16 protein-coding genes and 1 tRNA gene are annotated in these 17,507 nt (G+C 45.5%); 15 read left to right on the forward strand and 2 right to left on the reverse strand.

The genetic code is table 11. The features are described from left to right. The first annotated feature begins 99 nt into the window (after positions 1–99). From BCV39_RS19950 to luxS, 10 genes are all read left to right on the forward strand, one after another. Positions 100–176 (forward strand) — tRNA-Arg (locus BCV39_RS19950). 375 nt (positions 177–551) lie between these two features. Next, the gene (locus tag BCV39_RS19955) at positions 552–809 is read left to right on the forward strand and encodes an oxaloacetate decarboxylase subunit gamma (protein ID WP_004741884.1); all 258 of its coding nucleotides are present in this window, start codon (positions 552–554) and stop codon (positions 807–809) included. A gap of 31 nt (positions 810–840) precedes the next feature. Continuing rightward, entirely contained in the window at positions 841–2,625 is a 1,785-nt protein-coding gene (gene oadA / locus BCV39_RS19960) for a sodium-extruding oxaloacetate decarboxylase subunit alpha (protein WP_102433038.1), read from the forward strand. A 9-nt stretch (positions 2,626–2,634) separates the two neighbouring features. Next, positions 2,635–3,765: a sodium ion-translocating decarboxylase subunit beta gene (locus tag BCV39_RS19965; RefSeq protein ID WP_019825842.1), complete on the forward strand. Its 1,131-nt coding sequence runs from the start codon at positions 2,635–2,637 to the stop codon at positions 3,763–3,765. 172 nt (positions 3,766–3,937) lie between these two features. Then, positions 3,938–4,891, forward strand: a complete 954-nt coding sequence (locus BCV39_RS19970) for an NADP-dependent oxidoreductase (protein ID WP_048664500.1) — start codon at positions 3,938–3,940, stop codon at positions 4,889–4,891. Positions 4,892–4,897: 6 nt separating this feature from the next. After that, positions 4,898–5,359 (forward strand): YqaA family protein, encoded by a 462-nt coding sequence (locus BCV39_RS19975; protein WP_048659376.1) that lies wholly within the window; start codon positions 4,898–4,900, stop codon positions 5,357–5,359. A gap of 9 nt (positions 5,360–5,368) precedes the next feature. Beyond that, positions 5,369–8,227 (forward strand): pitrilysin family protein, encoded by a 2,859-nt coding sequence (locus BCV39_RS19980; RefSeq protein ID WP_102433039.1) that lies wholly within the window; start codon positions 5,369–5,371, stop codon positions 8,225–8,227. Positions 8,228–8,326: 99 nt separating this feature from the next. Beyond that, positions 8,327–9,895: a glutamate--cysteine ligase gene (gene gshA / locus BCV39_RS19985; protein ID WP_102433040.1), complete on the forward strand. Its 1,569-nt coding sequence runs from the start codon at positions 8,327–8,329 to the stop codon at positions 9,893–9,895. A gap of 10 nt (positions 9,896–9,905) precedes the next feature. After that, positions 9,906–10,556 carry a hypothetical protein gene (locus BCV39_RS19990; protein ID WP_029405685.1) on the forward strand — a complete coding sequence of 217 codons (651 nt, stop codon included), beginning with the start codon at positions 9,906–9,908 and terminating at the stop codon, positions 10,554–10,556. Between the two features lie 24 nt (positions 10,557–10,580). Next, a complete protein-coding gene (gene luxS, locus BCV39_RS19995) occupies positions 10,581–11,099 on the forward strand; it encodes an S-ribosylhomocysteine lyase (protein ID WP_019825850.1) in 519 nt (172 codons plus the stop codon). 131 nt (positions 11,100–11,230) lie between these two features. On the opposite strand, the gene BCV39_RS20000 is transcribed toward luxS, so the two are convergent. Further along, entirely contained in the window at positions 11,231–12,502 is a 1,272-nt protein-coding gene (locus tag BCV39_RS20000) for a CNNM domain-containing protein (RefSeq protein WP_019825852.1), read from the reverse strand. A 127-nt stretch (positions 12,503–12,629) separates the two neighbouring features. Then, positions 12,630–13,424 (reverse strand): inner membrane protein YpjD, encoded by a 795-nt coding sequence (locus BCV39_RS20005; protein WP_019825854.1) that lies wholly within the window; start codon positions 13,422–13,424, stop codon positions 12,630–12,632. A gap of 200 nt (positions 13,425–13,624) precedes the next feature. On the opposite strand from BCV39_RS20005, the gene ffh reads away from it, so the two are divergent. From ffh to rplS, 5 genes are all read left to right on the forward strand, one after another. After that, a complete protein-coding gene (gene ffh, locus BCV39_RS20010; RefSeq protein ID WP_010435884.1) occupies positions 13,625–15,019 on the forward strand; it encodes a signal recognition particle protein in 1,395 nt (464 codons plus the stop codon). A gap of 212 nt (positions 15,020–15,231) precedes the next feature. Further along, the gene (gene rpsP, locus BCV39_RS20015; RefSeq protein WP_004410028.1) at positions 15,232–15,480 is read left to right on the forward strand and encodes a 30S ribosomal protein S16; all 249 of its coding nucleotides are present in this window, start codon (positions 15,232–15,234) and stop codon (positions 15,478–15,480) included. A gap of 24 nt (positions 15,481–15,504) precedes the next feature. Then, positions 15,505–16,059, forward strand: coding sequence for a ribosome maturation factor RimM (rimM, locus tag BCV39_RS20020; RefSeq protein WP_048615624.1), 555 nt, complete (start codon positions 15,505–15,507; stop codon positions 16,057–16,059). Positions 16,060–16,085: 26 nt separating this feature from the next. Further along, a complete protein-coding gene (trmD, locus tag BCV39_RS20025) occupies positions 16,086–16,826 on the forward strand; it encodes a tRNA (guanosine(37)-N1)-methyltransferase TrmD (protein WP_019826347.1) in 741 nt (246 codons plus the stop codon). Positions 16,827–16,885: 59 nt separating this feature from the next. Continuing rightward, positions 16,886–17,239 carry a 50S ribosomal protein L19 gene (gene rplS, locus BCV39_RS20030; protein ID WP_004735514.1) on the forward strand — a complete coding sequence of 118 codons (354 nt, stop codon included), beginning with the start codon at positions 16,886–16,888 and terminating at the stop codon, positions 17,237–17,239. Positions 17,240–17,507 lie beyond the last annotated feature (268 nt).

Here is a 17,507-nt window from a genome sequence, read left to right on the forward strand (position 1 = left end):
ATCCTCCAGGACGCGCCACTATTTAGGGCTACCTTCTTATAAGAATGAAACCCTTATATTGATCTGTTGTTAGTAACAATGAATTGATATTAAAACCTTGCGCTCTTAGCTCAGCTGGATAGAGTACCTGGCTACGAACCAGGCGGTCGGAGGTTCGAATCCTCCAGAGCGCGCCACATTATTAAAAAAAGCCTCGTTTATACGAGGCTTTTTTTATGTCTGCTGTAAAATTGTTGCGACAATGTTAAATTTTTTTGTTGTTTAACTTGTTGTATTTAAAGTAGTTCTTGATTGCTTCTTTGTTATTCCACCTTTCTCATATCAATTCCCAGAAAAGCCCCGTTTAAGTCACAGTTTAAATATCTAAAAATGACGTATTTGACAGATTTATGTGATCTGATAGGCGAATAATTAACCTTATGTGTGCGTTATCCGTAACAGAACCTTAAACAAAATTGACAAACTTTTACCAATCGAGATAATCCATGGGTCGGGATCACTATTCGCTGAAATCCTGTACGTATGTCAGGATGACGAAGAAAGGAAGCAACATGACTAATATTGGAAGCCTGCTAGGAGATGCGGCGACTCTAATGATAACGGGGATGTCCGTTGTCTTTATTTTCCTAACTATTCTAGTTTACCTCGTTCGGTTGATGTCAAAACTGGTACCAGAAGAAGTACCTGAGCCGATCGCAGCACCTAAAAAAATTCAAAAATCACAATCAAACCCTTCAGCTGTTAGTCCACAGGTAGTGGCAGCAATTTCGGCCGCGGTTCATCAATACCGTGCGTCTACTGCTAAGTAGCATTTAAAGGATTAAAAAGGAGTTTATGAGCATGTCTAAACCACTAGCTATCACAGATGTGGTACTTCGTGACGCGCACCAGTCACTATTTGCTACTCGTATGCGTATCGAAGATATGCTGCCAATTGCAGCAGAACTGGATAAAGTCGGTTACTGGTCACTTGAGACTTGGGGCGGCGCGACGTTTGATTCGTGTATCCGTTTTCTTGGCGAGGATCCATGGGAGCGTTTGCGTGAGCTGAAAAAAGCGATGCCAAACACACCAATGCAGATGCTACTGCGTGGTCAAAACCTATTGGGCTACCGTCATTACGCGGATGATGTAGTAGAAAAATTTGTTGAACGTGCCCATAAAAACGGCATGGATGTATTCCGTATCTTTGATGCGATGAATGACGTACGCAACTTTGAAAAAGCAGTGAAAGCAACGATCGACGTTGGTGGCCATGCTCAAGGTACGTTGTCTTACACAACCAGTCCGGTTCACAACTCAGATACTTGGGTTGATCTGGCTAAGCGTCTAGAAGACCTAGGTTGTCATTCACTATGTATCAAAGATATGTCAGGTTTATTAAAGCCTTATGAAGCGGAAGAGTTAATTACACGCATTAAAGCATCGTGTGATGTTCCTCTAGCGCTACATAGCCACGCGACAACCGGTCTATCGACAGCAACAGCGGTTAAGGCCGTTGAGGCGGGTATCGATATTCTAGACACGGCTATCTCTTCAATGAGCTGTACTTACGGCCACACGCCAACTGAAACGGTTGTGGCGATGTTAGAAGGTACAGAGCGCGATACGAACCTTAAGCTTGACCAAATTGAACCAATCGCATCTTATTTCCGTGATGTACGTAAAAAGTACGCGAAATGGGAAGGGCAGCTAAAAGGCGTCGATTCTCGCATCTTGATCGCTCAGGTTCCTGGCGGCATGTTGACTAACATGGAAGGCCAGCTGAAAGAACAAGGCGCAGCCGATCGTATGGACGAGGTTCTTAAAGAGATTCCTCGCGTACGTAAAGAGCTTGGTTATATTCCTTTGGTAACACCAACTTCTCAAATTGTCGGTACTCAAGCGGTTATTAATGTTCTAACGGGTGAACGCTACAAGAGCATCACTAAAGAGACTGCCGGTCTTCTGAAAGGTGAATACGGTCAAGCTCCTGCGGAAGTGGATGCTGAACTGCAAGCGAAAGTTCTGGATGGTGCAGAGCCGATTACTTGTCGTCCTGCTGATTTACTTAAGTCTGAAATGGATACGTTAACGACGGATCTGTTAGAGAAAGCGAAATCAGAAGGTATCTCTCTAGCTGAAGATACGGTTGATGATGTACTGACTTACGCACTCTTCCCACAAGTGGGTCTTAAGTTCCTTAAGAACCGCCGTAACCCTGAAGCATTTGAACCTGCACCAACGCTAGAAGCTGCGGCTCCAGTTGCAGCAGCTCCTGTACAAGCTTCTGGTGGTATTGAAAGCTACAGCGTGAAGGTTGATGGTCAAGTTTACGACGTTGAAGTTGGCCCACAAGGTGAACTTACATCAGTAGCGCCATCTGCAAAACCTACTCAAGCGGCTCAAACTGCACCAGTAGCAGCTTCTGACGCTGAAGCGGTTCCAGCCCCATTGGCGGGTAACATCTTCAAAGTAAATGTTCAGGCGGGTGCTGAGGTTGCTGAAGGCGACGTTCTGCTTATCCTAGAAGCGATGAAGATGGAAACGGAAGTTCGTGCTGCTCGTGGTGGTATCGTTCAAGAACTGAATGTTAAAGAAGGCGATGCAGTTACTGTAGGCGCTCCACTACTAAGCTTAGCGTAAGGGAGTACCATGGAAGGATTGATGACCTTATGGTCTGAAACAGGGATTGCTAACTTCGAGTTCGGCCAGATCTGTATGATGCTGGTCGGTTGCTTGCTGTTGTTTTTAGCAATTCGTAAAGGATTTGAACCGTTACTTCTACTACCGATTGGTTTTGGTGCTGTATTAGCAAACATCCCAAATGCTGGGTTTACTGATCCCGGTGGTTTACTGTACTACGTTTACTACATTGGTATTGAAACGGGTATTTTCCCACTGCTGATCTTTATGGGTGTTGGTGCGATGACGGACTTCGGTGCGTTGATTGCGAACCCTAAAACATTGTGGCTAGGGGCTGCGGCTCAGTTCGGTATCTTTGCAACGCTATTTGGCGCGATCTTGTTGAACTATGTTCCAGGAATGGAGTTCTCGATGGCCGATGCTTCGTCAATTGCGATCATTGGTGGTGCCGATGGCCCAACTGCGATCTTCTTGGCGAGCAAGTTATCTCCGGATCTTTTAGGTGCCATTGCAGTAGCGGCTTATAGCTACATGGCATTGGTTCCTATTATTCAGCCACCAATCATGAAGGCGTTAACGTCTCCTGAAGAGCGTAAGATTAAGATGGCTCAACTTCGTCACGTTAGCAAAGCAGAGAAAATCCTCTTCCCGCTTGCTGTACTACTGATGACGATTTTGTTCCTACCTTCAGCAACACCTCTAGTGGGTATGTTCTGTCTGGGTAACTTGATGCGTGAAGCGGGTGTGGTTGATCGTCTATCGAAAACAGCGCAAAACGAACTGATTAACGTTGTGACGATTTTCCTTGGTCTCGGTGTTGGTTCTAAGCTTCAAGCGGATACTTTCTTGAACTTAGAGACTCTGGGTATTCTTGGCTTAGGTGCGGTCGCGTTCAGTATTGGTACTGCGGGTGGTGTATTGATGGCGAAGGTTCTAAACCGCTTCTCGAAAGAGGACATCAACCCATTGATTGGTGCAGCTGGCGTATCAGCGGTTCCAATGGCGGCACGTGTTGTGAACAAGGTAGGTCTTGAAGCAAACCCTCAGAACTTCTTGTTGATGCATGCAATGGGCCCGAACGTAGCAGGTGTACTTGGTAGTGCGGTTGCGGCGGGTATTCTATTAGCGCTAGTCGGTTAATGGATTACTTAGGTCATGTATCGTTACGTTAATTGGTCGTCAATTTACGAATGAGCGGTTAACTTAGCCTTATTAAATGGTTTATAGTCAAAGGGATGCTTTCGCATCCCTTTCTTTTTATTAATTAGGGTGCTTGCTCACTAGGGCTTTTATCAATCAAGGAAATGTGGAAATGGAAAATAAACAGATTGCGATTACTCAATTCGGCGGCGTCGAAAACCTTAGTATTCAAACCAGTGCTATTCCTGAGCCTAAGGCTGGAGAAGTGGTGGTTAAAGTTTCCTTTTCGGGCATTAATCCGATTGATGTGAAAACCCGTGCTGGCCTTGGTTGGGCAGCAGCACAAAACAAAGACAACCTTCCTTGGGTACCGGGATACGATATTTCGGGTCAAATTGTCACGCTAGGCGATCAGGCTGAACGTTTTACGGTTGGTGATAACGTGGCGGGCTTTATTGGCTTTCCACTGCAAGGTGGCGGCTACAGCCAATATGTTTGTGTTCCAGAAGCGGCGTTAAGCATGGTTCCTGATTCTGTCACCTTAGAAGCGGCAGCGGCATTACCACTTGCTAGTCAAACCGCAGCACAAGCGCTAAACAAAGCCGAAGTGAAAGAAGGCGATCGCGTGCTTATCTTAGCGGGTGCTGGCGGCGTTGGTCACCTTGCGGTTCAAATTGCAGTAGCCGCAAAAGCCGAGGTTTACACGACCTGCAGTGAAGCCAACCTTGATTACCTTGCGACGTTAGGTGCTCACGCAATTAACTATAAGTTTGCGCCAGCGTCGGAAAGAGTTTCTGATGTTGATGTGCTGATTGATTTGGTCGGTGGCGATACCGCGCTTGATGCGTTGAAGTGCCTGAAAGACGGTGCAAGAGTGGTGACCGTTCCGACCCTATCTGCTGAGTTGATCTGCGAAAAAGCGACACTATTAGGTTTTACTGCATCAGGCATGTTGGTTGAGCCAACCCCTGAGCAAATGGACGCTATGCTCTACATGGTTAGTGTCGGATTACTCAAAACAGAAATTCAAGGTATCTACCAGCTAGACGAGGCGCAGTCGGCGCATCTACAGGTTGAAACCGGACACACCAGAGGCAAGGTGCTACTTAAAATGCAAGAAAGTTGATATGCAGTGCTAGAATTCTTTAACTCCCTTTTTGAAAATATCGCGCTGTGGTTCTCGGACTCAGCGCTGTGGGTACTCTTCATCAGTGGCTTCTTGAGTGCCACATTACTCCCCGGTGGTTCAGAAGCTAGCCTTGTGGCAGCATTGAGCCTAGACCATTTTTCCACCTCATCGATTATTCTGGTGGCAACATTAGGTAACACCTTAGGCGGCCTGACTAACTATTGGATTGGTTTGTGGTTGCCTAATCGAACTCAATCTGAAAAGCATGGTCATAAGGCTATGGCTTGGCTAAGCCGTTATGGCTACTGGACACTGTTATTCAGTTGGTTACCGATCATTGGTGATCCTTTGTGTCTGGCAGCTGGTTGGCTAAGAATGAAATTCATCCCTAGCGTTATTTTGATAGCGATTGGCAAGGCCGCTCGCTATAGCTTACTTGCTGCTATCTACTTCGGTTTTTTCTAAGGAGAACCTATGAAAAAGGTTTTACTTGGTACATTTTCTCTTATCGCCATCGCAGGCTGTTCTTACAATGTACCTAGCTCAACGCCCTTCTTTTCCTCGTTACCTGAAGGTGTCACTCTGTTAGAAGAGGTTAAGCCTTCTAAAGATAAAGTGGTGATTCCTTACACCAAGTATCAGCTTGCAAACGGCCTGACAGTGATTCTTTCCCCTGATGATTCTGATCCTCTTGTGCATGTGGATGTGACTTATCACGTAGGTTCTGCTCGTGAAGAGATAGGTAAATCGGGTTTTGCTCACTTCTTCGAACACATGATGTTCCAAGGCTCTGAGAACGTCGGTGACCAGCAGCACTTTAAGATCATTACCGAGGCTGGTGGTTCGTTAAACGGCACGACTAACCGTGATCGTACTAACTACTTTGAAACCGTTCCATCTAACCAACTTGAGAAAATGTTGTGGTTAGAATCAGACAGAATGGGTTTCTTATTGGATGCGGTTTCTCAGAAGAAATTCGAAGTTCAAAGAGGCACCGTTAAAAACGAGCGTGCGCAAAGTTATGAAAACCGTCCTTATGGCTTGATGTGGGAACGCATGGGTGAAGCGCTTTACCCTGAAGGTCACCCTTACTCATGGCAACCAATCGGTTATGTGGAAGATCTAGACCGTGTCGATGTGAATGACCTTAAGGCGTTCTTCCTACGCTGGTACGGCCCAAATAATGCGGTACTGACTATCGGTGGTGATATCGACGTTGATGACACGCTAGAGTGGGTGAATAAGTACTTTGGCCCAATCCCTCAAGGTCCTGAAGTGAAGGCGGCAGAGAAGCAACCTGCTGTTCTAACTGAAGATAAGTACATCACCTTAGAAGACAATATTCGTCAGCCGATGGTGCTTGTGGGTTGGCCAACAACGTATCGTGGTGAAGAGACCCAAGCTTCACTGAATGCACTGTCTAACGTGTTAGGTTCAGGTACCAACAGTTACCTATATCAAAATCTCGTAAAAACGCAGAAGGCAGTCAGTGCAGGATCTTTCCATGATTGTGCTGAGCTCGCTTGTACCATGTATGTGTATGCGATGGGCAACTCAGGTGAAAAAGGCGATTTGACGGTTCTTAATAAAGAGCTGATGGATACCTTAGATCAATTTTCGAAAGAAGGTGTTGAGCAAGAGCGTTTAGACCAGATCACTGGCATGGCAGAAGCGAATGCCGTTTTTGCATTGCAAAGCGTTAAAGGTAAGGTGTCACAACTTGCATCTAACCAAACCTTCTACGGTCAGCCAGATCGTATTGAATCACAACTCGACCAAATCCGAGCGGTGACGCCTGAGAGCGTGAGCAAGGCATACCAAGATTTCATCGAAGGTAAGCACAAGGTTACCTTGAGTGTGGTTCCTAAGAAAAAACTCGATTTAGCGGTTCGTGAAGCGACCTTTACCACGCCACCACGTACGTTGCCGGAATACAGTAAGGTGACGGAAGACCAACTGGATTTCAGAAAGGCACCGAATACCTTTGATCGCAGTGTAATGCCGGAAGTGAACTTTGGTGTTGAGGCAACCATGCCTGAGTTGTACCGCATGCACTTTGCAAATGGTACTAACTTGATTGGTACTGTGACCAGCGAAACACCGACAGTACAGCTACAGATTCAACTTCCAGCTGGCGAGCGTTATGTTCGCAAAGGGCGAGAAGGCTTAGCGAACCTAACGGCTTCGATGATGGAAGAAGGCTCAACCAAACGAACCGTTGAAGAGTTACAAGCGACCTTAGATAAACTTGGTAGCAGTGTGAGCATCAGTGCCGGCAGCTACACCACAGATATTTCAGTCTCGGCGCTAGAGAAAAACTTGCCTCAAACCTTAGCGATTGTACAAGAGGTTCTATTCGAGCCTAAGTTCGATGAGCAAGATTTCGAGCGCGTTAAGAAACAGATGCTAGAAGGCGTTGTGTATCAGCACCAGCAACCAAGCTGGATGGCTTCTCAAGCAACCCGTGAAGTGCTGTTTGGTGACAGTATTTTTGCTCGCGCAAGTGATGGTACTAAGGAATCTTTATCGAAATTGACCTTAGACGATGTGAAAAAATTCTATGCGCAACATTACACACCAGAAGGTGCCAATATTGTTGTTGTGGGAGACATCTCGAAGAAAGAGGTAGGGAAACAGCTACTATTCTTTGAAGAGTGGCAAGGCGATGCGGCACCATTAACGCGCCCACAGATCGTCAAAGAGCTTTCTGGTCAGCACCTGTACTTAGTCGACAAACCGGGTGCGCCGCAAAGCATTGTTCGCTTGGTGCGTAAAGGCCTGCCGTTTGATGCGACGGGTGAATTGTATTTGAGTCAGCTAGCTAACTTTAACTTAGCGGGCAACTTCAATAGCCGTATCAACCAGAACCTACGTGAAGACAAAGCTTACACTTACGGTGCTAGCGGCTACTTCGCAAGTACTCGTGAAACTGGCGCAGTGGTATTTAGCGCGCAGGTAAGGGCGAATGCGACGGTTCCATCGATTCAAGAGTTTATTAATGAGTTGAACGAGTTTAGTCAAAGTGGATTAACTGACGAAGAGGTGAAATTTATGCGCCTCGCCGTCGGTCAACAAGATGCGCTTAAATACGAAACGCCAAGTCAAAAGGCTGGGTTGTTGAGTAATATTGTCGCATTGAGCCTTGATGAAGATTACCTACAACAGCGTAATCAGATAGTTGAAACGGTTTCAAAAGAAACCTTAAACGAGCTATCGAAGAAATGGTTCGACCCGAATGATTATCAAATAATCGTTGTTGGTGACGCGACTTCGCTTCGCCCGCAATTAGAAAAGTTAGATATTCCAATAGAAGAGCTTGAAATCATTCGTTAGAGTACACATTAAAGGGGGAGGGAAGAGACTCTACTTTTCTCCTCCAACCTAATTTATGATAGTTCTAATCAGAACAATATAAGATAAGTGAACTGAATTTTGACTGATTTTGCTGCGCGACTAAAGCAAGTTGCAACCAACCCTAAGACCTTCTCTCAATTCGGTCGTGGTGTTGAAAGGGAAACATTACGCTACACGGAAGATGGGCACCTTGCTACTGGGCCGCACCCTGAGGCTTTGGGATCTGCGTTGATGAACGAATGGGTAACGACCGATTTCTCTGAGTCGCTACTGGAATTTATCACGCCTGTTTCTAACGATGTTCCGACGCTTTTAAATCAGTTGTCTGATATCCATCACTTCACGCAAACCAAGTTAGACGGCGAAAAGCTATGGCCGCTTTCTATGCCTTGTTACGTTGGCAGTGAAGATTACATTCAACTAGCGCAATACGGCACCTCTAACAACGGTAAGATGAAGACGCTATATCGTGAAGGCCTAAAACGTCGTTACGGTAGCTTGATGCAGATTATCTCTGGTGTTCATTTCAACTTCTCTTTCCCAGAAAGCTTTTGGGATAGCCTGTTTGGAGAGCAAACAGAAGAAGCGCGTTGTGAATCTAAGTCAGATGCTTACTTCGGTTTGATTCGTAACTACTACCGCTTTGGTTGGTTAATCCCATACTTCTTCGGTGCTTCACCTGCGCTATGTTCTTCTTTCATCAAAGGAAGGGAGACAAGTCTGCCTTTTGAAAAGATTGGCGAGACACTGTATCTACCAAAAGCAACGGCACTGCGCCTGAGCGATCTTGGTTACACTAATAGTGCGCAAAGCGTATTGAAGATTGGTTTCAACAGCCTAGACCAATACCTTGAAGGTTTGAATCAAGCGATTCGCACACCATCAGAAGAGTTCGCTGAGATTGGCACTAAGGTTGATGGTGAATACCGTCAACTCAATAGCAATGTACTGCAAATTGAGAATGAGCTGTATGCTCCAATCCGTCCTAAGCGTGTGGCGAAGAGTGGTGAGAAACCATCTGAAGCGCTCGCTCGTGCTGGTGTTGAGTACATTGAGGTTCGTTCTTTAGACGTAAACCCATTCAGCTCAATTGGTATCAATGAGCAGCAAGTTCGCTTCTTGGACCTATTCCTTACGTGGAGTGTACTAACAGACTCTGCCGAGATGGATAACTGTGAACTTGAGTGCTGGCGCGATAACTGGAACAAGGTGATCTTAGAAGGTCGTCAGGTTGGTTTAGAGCTGCAAATCGGTTGCCATGGTGAGCGATTGTCTCTGCAAGATTGGGCGAAGCGTGTCTTTAAAGACCTACGCTCTATTGCCGAGATGATGGACGCTGAACAAGGTGGTCGTGCATATCAAGAAACCTGCGATACGCTTGAAGCTTGGATTGATAACCCAGAGCTGACCATTTCTGGCCAGTTGCTAGAAGAGACTAAGAAGTTAGGTGGCTTAGGTAAAGTGGGCTGTACGTTAGGTAAAACGTATGCAGAGCAGCACAAAGCACACCAATACAAAGTATATTCAGCTGAGTTGATGGAAGCAGAAGTTCAACGCTCTGTGACTGCTCAGCAACAAAGTGAAGAAGCAAGCACTCAAGATTTTGATAGCTTCTTAGCGGATTATTTTTCGTATTTAAAAGCATAGCGAGACTTTGGTGGAAAGGAAGCAAGCCTTATTAGGTCAGCCTACTCGTGTGAGTAGTCAATGGTTACCTGTAGTGACTGTTGGTGTTGTCTCTAGCCTATTGGTTGGATGTGCAACGCCACCGCCAAAGCAGCAAGATAATTTGTGTAGCATCTTTCGAGAGCACCCTTCATGGTATGAAGATGCTTTGGATATGCAAGAAGAGTGGGGCACGCCGATTAACGTTGCGATGGCTTTTGTGAAACAAGAGAGTAGCTATCGTCATGATGCGCGCCCACCTAAAGATTACATTCTTGGCTTTATACCGTGGGGACGTGTAAGCAGTGCCTACGGTTATGCACAAGCTCAAGATCCTGCTTGGGAAGACTTCCAAAAGGCGACCAATAACGGTGGCTCAAGAACCAACTTTGATGATGCATTGATGTTCATCGGTTGGTATACCAGCGAGACGCGTCGTCAATTGGGCATCTCACTGTGGGACCCGTATAACCAATACCTAGCTTATCATGAAGGCCGTGGTGGTTATAAGCGCAAGTCATACAACAGCAAGCCATCGTTGATTAAGGTGGCGCGCAAAGTCGAACAGCAAGCAAAAGATTATGGATGGCAGCTGAAACAGTGCCGCAAAGAACTAGAAGACAATCGAAGCTGGTTTTTCTAAAGCCAGACGTCATGGAGAAGAGCAATGCCTTTATTAGATAGTTTCACTGTTGATCATACACGCATGAACGCACCGGCAGTTCGTGTTGCTAAAACAATGCAAACCCCAAAAGGGGATACCATCACTGTGTTTGACCTGCGTTTTACTGCGCCAAACAAAGACATCCTATCTGAGAAAGGTATCCATACTCTAGAGCACCTATACGCTGGTTTCATGCGTAATCAATTGAACGGTTCAGATGTAGAGATCATCGATATTTCACCGATGGGCTGTCGTACTGGTTTCTACATGAGCTTGATTGGTACGCCTACAGAGCAACAAGTAGCTGACGGTTGGTTGGCAGCGATGCAAGACGTACTGAAAGTTGAGAGCCAGAATAAGATCCCTGAGCTGAACGAATACCAATGTGGTACCGCAGCAATGCACTCTTTGGATGAAGCGAAAGAGATCGCGAATGCGATCATCGCTGCAGGCATCTCTGTAAACAAGAATGATGAACTGGCACTGCCAGAGTCTATGCTGCAAGAGCTTAAAATCGACTAATCATTTTTCACCTTGAGTGTGGTGAGTTAGATATTAAAAGGCCCGATTCAATGAATCGGGCCTTTTTTTTATGTGAGGTATTAGTGATAACTCAGTTGGCCGTTCTTACGGTAATGAGCAGTAGTTATCAATTATCCGTTCACGATCTGTGGGAACACACGCACCAACTTGATGCGGTTCTCTTCGAGTTCAACGATTTCCATTGGGTGGCTGGCAACCTGAACACTGAGGTGACTCTCTGGAATATCTTCAAGGTGTTCCAGTATCAAACCATTCAGCGTTCTAGGGCCATCGGTAGGCAGTGCCCACTGTAAGCCTTTGTTGATGTCTCGGATATTGGCGCTGCCTTCAATCAAGAAGCTGCCATCGCTTTGCGGAGTAATTTCTTCAGATAAGCTTGGGGCAATTGAGGTGGTAAACTCACCTACGATCTCTTCTAAAATATCTTCCAAGGTAACCAAGCCGTTGATATCGCCATATTCATCAACAATCAAACCGATACGCTGTTTATTGCGTTGAAACTTAAGTAGCTGAATGTTGAGTGGTGTCGCTTCAGGAATAAAGTAGATCTCATCCGCTGCACGCAATAGGGTCTCTTTATTGAATTCGTTCTTTTCAAGCATCAGACGGTAAGCTTCACGCAGCCTAAGCATGCCGACCACTTCATCTATTTGGTCACGGTACAGCACCACGCGGCCATGAGGCGAGTGAGTCAGTTGGCGAACGATAGATTTCCAGTCGTCATTGATGTCAATACCAGTAATTTCATTACGTGGCACCATGATGTCGTTCACGGTGACGTGCTCTAAATCTAGAATAGACACCAACATATCTTGGTGACGCTGAGGGATTAGGCTACCTGCTTCATTTACCACGGTTCTAAGCTCTTCTGAGCTTAAGTGGTCGGTCGCATCGTGGCTGGCTTTGACACCTAAGATACGAATGAAGCCGTTGGTAATGAAGTTGACCAAGATCACTAATGGTGACAGCACCTTCATCAGTATCATCAAAAGGATACTACTCGCGTAAGAGACACGTTCAGGAAATAGAGAAGCGATGGTCTTTGGTGTTACCTCGGCGAACACGAGGATCACGAGAGTCAGGGTACCAGTAGCGATAGCCACACCGATATCCCCGTAGATGCGCATACCAAGAATAGTAGCGATCGCAGATGCAAGAATGTTGACGAGATTGTTGCCGATAAGAATGAGACCAATCAATCTGTCTGGGCGGTTCAGAAGTTTTTCTACACGTTTGGCACCTTTATGACCCGTATTGGCCAAGTGCTTTAAACGGTAGCGGTTCAGGGACATCATGCCCGTTTCGGAACCAGAGAAATAACCAGAAATTACAATGAGACACGCGAGTAGCGCAAATAAGATACCCGTTGATATGTCGTCCAAAACTATTCTTTTCCTATTTGTGTATCTTGATTAATTTATGACCGAACATGGTCGAGATGTCAATTGAATGTATTGCACTCAATATTTTAAAGGCAAGGTATGTGAGACCTTGCCTTTATTTTACAGACTAGTTCAGGATGATTTCCTGAACGAAGCGACTACCGAAGTAGGCTAATGTGAGCATGCTGGCACCCGCGAGTGCAAACCACGTGACTTTTTGTCCACGCCAACCTTTCTGATAGTGACCCCATAGAAGGATGGAGTAGATAACCCAAGCGATAAAAGACAGCACAGCCTTGTGCGCTTTTCCTTGAGCAAACATATCTTGTACGAAGATGAGGCCGGTTAACAAAGTACCCGTTAATAAGCCATTACCAATCAGAATGATCTTGAAAAGCTGTCTCTCCACCATCATTAAAGGAGGTAGGTTAGGGTTGATCACCAACGCTTTTTTCTTTTTAAGTTTGTGATCTAGCCACGCGAGTTGCAGGGCGTATAGCGCGCCGATAGTCAGTGTCGCGTATGAGAATAGAGCCAAAGAGATGTGCACGAGCAGTTTTGGGTCATTCTCTAGATGTTTGATGAAGGTGCTTGGAAGAAAAGTGGCAGCCATCAAGTTCAGTGCCGCGAAGCTATAAACGACGGGTAAGATAAACCACAAACGAGTTTTGAGCATAGCGCCGCTCATAACCACAGATATGATTAAACTGATTAATGAAGCAACGTTCAAGATACTGAGGTTTTGGCCACTGGCATTAAAAATCAAATCGCCAAGCAACCAAGCATGGAAAGCTAGAGCAAGTAATGCGCTGATAAACACCGTTTTTACACGGATTCCTGTTTGGTGCACGAGACCTGGAATGATCGTGGAAATCGCCATTGTATAAAGAAAGGCTGCTGCGATCGCAATAAGACTGTCCATGGTATCCATTTAAATGATTACTAATTGGCGAATTATACCTCGCATCGCTCTTTGGGGCTATGGCGAACCTCATTCAATTCCAAGTGAATAATGTCTCACATCACAAGCACGGATGATTAACGCTCTACAACGGGTATGACTCTAATCCGCGCTAATGTATACTCACAGTAATAGTCGCAGTTTTGAGCGAAGAGAAAACTATGTTTGATAATTTAACGGATCGTCTATCCAAAACGCTGAAGAACATCAGCGGTAAAGGTCGTCTGACCGAAGACAATATTAAAGAGACGCTGCGTGAAGTGCGTATGGCGCTACTTGAAGCCGACGTTGCACTGCCCGTTGTCCGCGATTTTGTTAAGCGCGTAAAAGAAGGTGCTGTGGGTGTTGAGGTTTCTAAATCTCTAACGCCTGGTCAAGAATTTATTAAGATCGTTCAAGCTGAACTTGAAGCGGTGATGGGTGAGTCTAACGAGGCTCTTAACCTAGCAGCGCAGCCGCCAGCCGTTATCTTAATGGCGGGTCTACAAGGTGCGGGTAAAACCACATCGGTAGGTAAGCTATCTAAGCTTCTAACTGAGCGTGACAAGAAGAAAGTCTTGGTTGTATCTGCCGACGTTTACCGTCCAGCGGCGATCAAACAGCTTGAAACGTTAGCAAGCGATGTTGGCGTAGACTTCTTCCCATCTTCAGCTGATCAAAAGCCTCTTGATATTGCAAACGCTGCAATCGACCACGCGAAGAAGAAATTCTACGACGTGCTACTTGTCGATACTGCTGGTCGTTTGGCTATCGATGAAGAGATGATGGGCGAGATCAAAGAGCTTCATACTGCAATTAAACCAGTAGAGACACTGTTCGTTGTTGATGCAATGACAGGTCAAGATGCTGCGAATACTGCAAAAGCCTTTGGCGATGCGCTACCACTAACCGGTGTTATCTTGACGAAAGTTGATGGTGATGCGCGTGGTGGTGCAGCTCTGTCTGTTCGTCATATCACAGGCAAACCGATTAAGTTCTTAGGTGTTGGTGAAAAGACTGACGCACTAGAACCGTTCCACCCAGATCGTGTTGCTTCTCGTATCCTAGGTATGGGCGACGTTCTGTCTCTTATTGAAGACCTACAGAAAAACGTTGATACCGAGAAAGCAGAGAAACTGGCTAAGAAGTTCAAAGAGAAGAAAGGCTTTGACCTTGAAGACTTCCGTGAACAACTTGGTCAGATGCAAAACATGGGCGGCATGATGGGCATGATGGATAAGCTTCCAGGCATGTCTCAGCTACCAGATAACGTTAAAGATAAAGTTGATGACAAGATGTTCAAGCAAATGGAAGCGATCATCAACTCTATGACCATGAAAGAGCGTCAACGCCCTGACCTAATCAAAGGCTCACGCAAAAAGCGTATTGCCGCTGGTTCAGGTACACAGGTACAAGATGTAAACCGTATGCTTAAGCAGTTCACCCAAATGCAGAAGATGATGAAGAAAATGCAGAAAGGTGGCATGAAAGGCATGATGCGCAACATGCAAGGCATGATGGGCGGCGGTGGAGGTATGGGCGGAATGGGTGGTGGCTTTAACCCGTTTGGTCGATAATCTACAAATGTAAGCTTTAGCTACGTTACTTTTCATAGTGTTAGCCGTGTCACAGAAAGTGTACGGCAGCTATGTTGGTGAAAAAATAGCTAAAGCCCTTGCATTGCCCCGGAATAAGAGTAAAATTCCGGGGCTTTAATTTGGCACGAGACCCCAAGCTATTTACTTATACTTGGGGTTAATTATTTTATTAAGAAAGCAAAGAGGACGACATGGTAACCATTCGTTTGGCACGTCACGGTGCAAAGAAGCGCCCATTTTATCAAATCGTAGTTGCGGATAGCCGTAACGCTGCAACTGGCCGTTTCATCGAGAAAGTAGGTTTCTTTAACCCTACTGCTCAAGGTCAAGAAGAAGGTCTACGTCTAGACCTAGATCGTGTTAACCACTGGGTTGGTCAAGGCGCATCTCTATCTGATCGTGTAGCTAAGCTAGTTAAAGACGCTCAAAAAGCGGCTTAATTCTTTTTTAAAGAGAAATAGCTTATGTCGATGAAGGGTAAAGAAACTATGAGCGAGCAAAACAATAGAATTGTCATGGGTAAACTTGGGTCTACCTATGGTATTCGTGGCTGGCTTAAAGTGTTCTCCTACACAGACAATGCTGAAAGCATATTTGATTACAGCCCTTGGTATTTAAACCAAAAGGGTAAGTGGGTTGAGTACAAAGTTGAGAGCTGGAAACGTCATGGCCAAGGTTATGTATGTAAGCTAGCGGGATTAGATGTTCGTGAAGACGCGCAACTGATGACTAACTTTGAAATTGCTATTGACCCTGCTTCGTTACCTGAATTGTCAGAAGATGAATTCTACTGGCGCGAATTGTTCGGTATGCAAGTCTTTACTACTAAAGGTTACGACCTTGGTAAGGTCACTGACCTATTAGAGACTGGCTCGAACGATGTTCTAGTAATCAAAGCAAATCTTAAAGATGCTTTTGGCCAAAAGGAACGGTTAGTACCGTACCTTGAAGAGCAAGTGATCAAGAAAGTTGATCGCGAAGCTCGCCGGATCGAAGTTGACTGGGATCCTGGATTCTAACTCCAAATTACAGAGCGAGAGAACACATGTGGGTTGGCATTATTAGCCTTTTTCCTGAAATGTTCCGTTCTGTTACTGATTTTGGAGTAACAGGTCAAGCGGTTAAAAAAGGTCTTTTATCTATTGAGACATGGAATCCTCGTGATTTCACTCATGATAAACATCGCACTGTTGATGACAGACCTTACGGTGGTGGTCCTGGCATGTTAATGATGGTTCAGCCTTTGCGCGACGCTATCAAAACGGCCAAGCAAGCAGCACCGGGAAAGACGAAAGTTATCTATCTTTCACCTCAAGGTCGTAAACTCGACCAGAAAGGTGTTGAAGAGCTGGCAACAAACGAGAATTTACTTCTTATTTGTGGTCGCTACGAAGGGGTAGATGAGCGCATCATTCAATCTGAAGTTGACGAAGAATGGTCGATTGGAGATTTTGTGATGACGGGTGGCGAACTGCCAGCCATGACGCTGATTGATTCAGTATCTCGGTTTGTTCCGGGTGTACTTGGAGATTTCGCTTCAGCAGAAGAAGATTCTTTTGCAAATGGTTTGCTAGATTGTCCCCATTATACGCGCCCTGAGGTGCTAGACGATAAAGATGTGCCATCGGTACTCAAGTCTGGAAACCATAAGGACATTCGTCGCTGGCGATTAAAACAATCGTTGGGCCGAACTTGGCTAAGAAGACCAGAACTCCTGGAAAACCTAGCTCTGACTGACGAACAGGAACAATTACTGGCTGAATTCATTAAAGAGCAACGCTCTTAACGAAAAGCAAGCAGTAACCTATTAAATTTAGTATCAGTTTATTCTAGGAATTTATACAAATGAGCAACATCATCAAGGCTCTTGAAGAAGAGCAACTAAAATCAGACCTTCCTAAATTCGCACCAGGTGACACTGTTGTAGTTCAGGTTAAGGTAAAAGAAGGTGACCGTGAGCGTCTACAGGCTTTCGAAGGCGTTGTAATCGCTATTCGTAACCGTGGTCTACACTCTGCATTCACAGTTCGTAAGATCTCGAACGGTGAAGGCGTAGAGCGTGCGTTCCAAACTCACTCTCCAATGGTTGATAGCATCGAAGTTAAACGCCGTGGTGCAGTACGTCGTGCCAAGTTGTACTACCTACGTGAGCGTTCTGGTAAGTCAGCTCGTATTAAAGAGAAGCTTACTAAGAAGTAATTCTTTTTGCATTCTATCGATAAAAGCGGAGCCACTTGGCTCCGCTTTTTTGTGCCTGCTATTTAGAGTTTGAAAGTAAGATATCTCCAACTCGCTCGTCCCTCGCTCTTGAGGATGACGGACTAAAACGAAACTCACATTTAACCGTTATTCCCTAGACTGACGAAGGAAGGAGTAGGGAATCTCTACTAGCGCCATGCTATAGGTAATAAAAAAGGATTGACGTTAAACGGCAACCCTTCAAAATTTACTCGCTACTCGCTACTCG

It is taken from the genome of Vibrio sp. 10N.286.55.E10, assembly GCF_002872555.1.
Lineage (GTDB): Bacteria > Pseudomonadota > Gammaproteobacteria > Enterobacterales > Vibrionaceae > Vibrio > Vibrio crassostreae.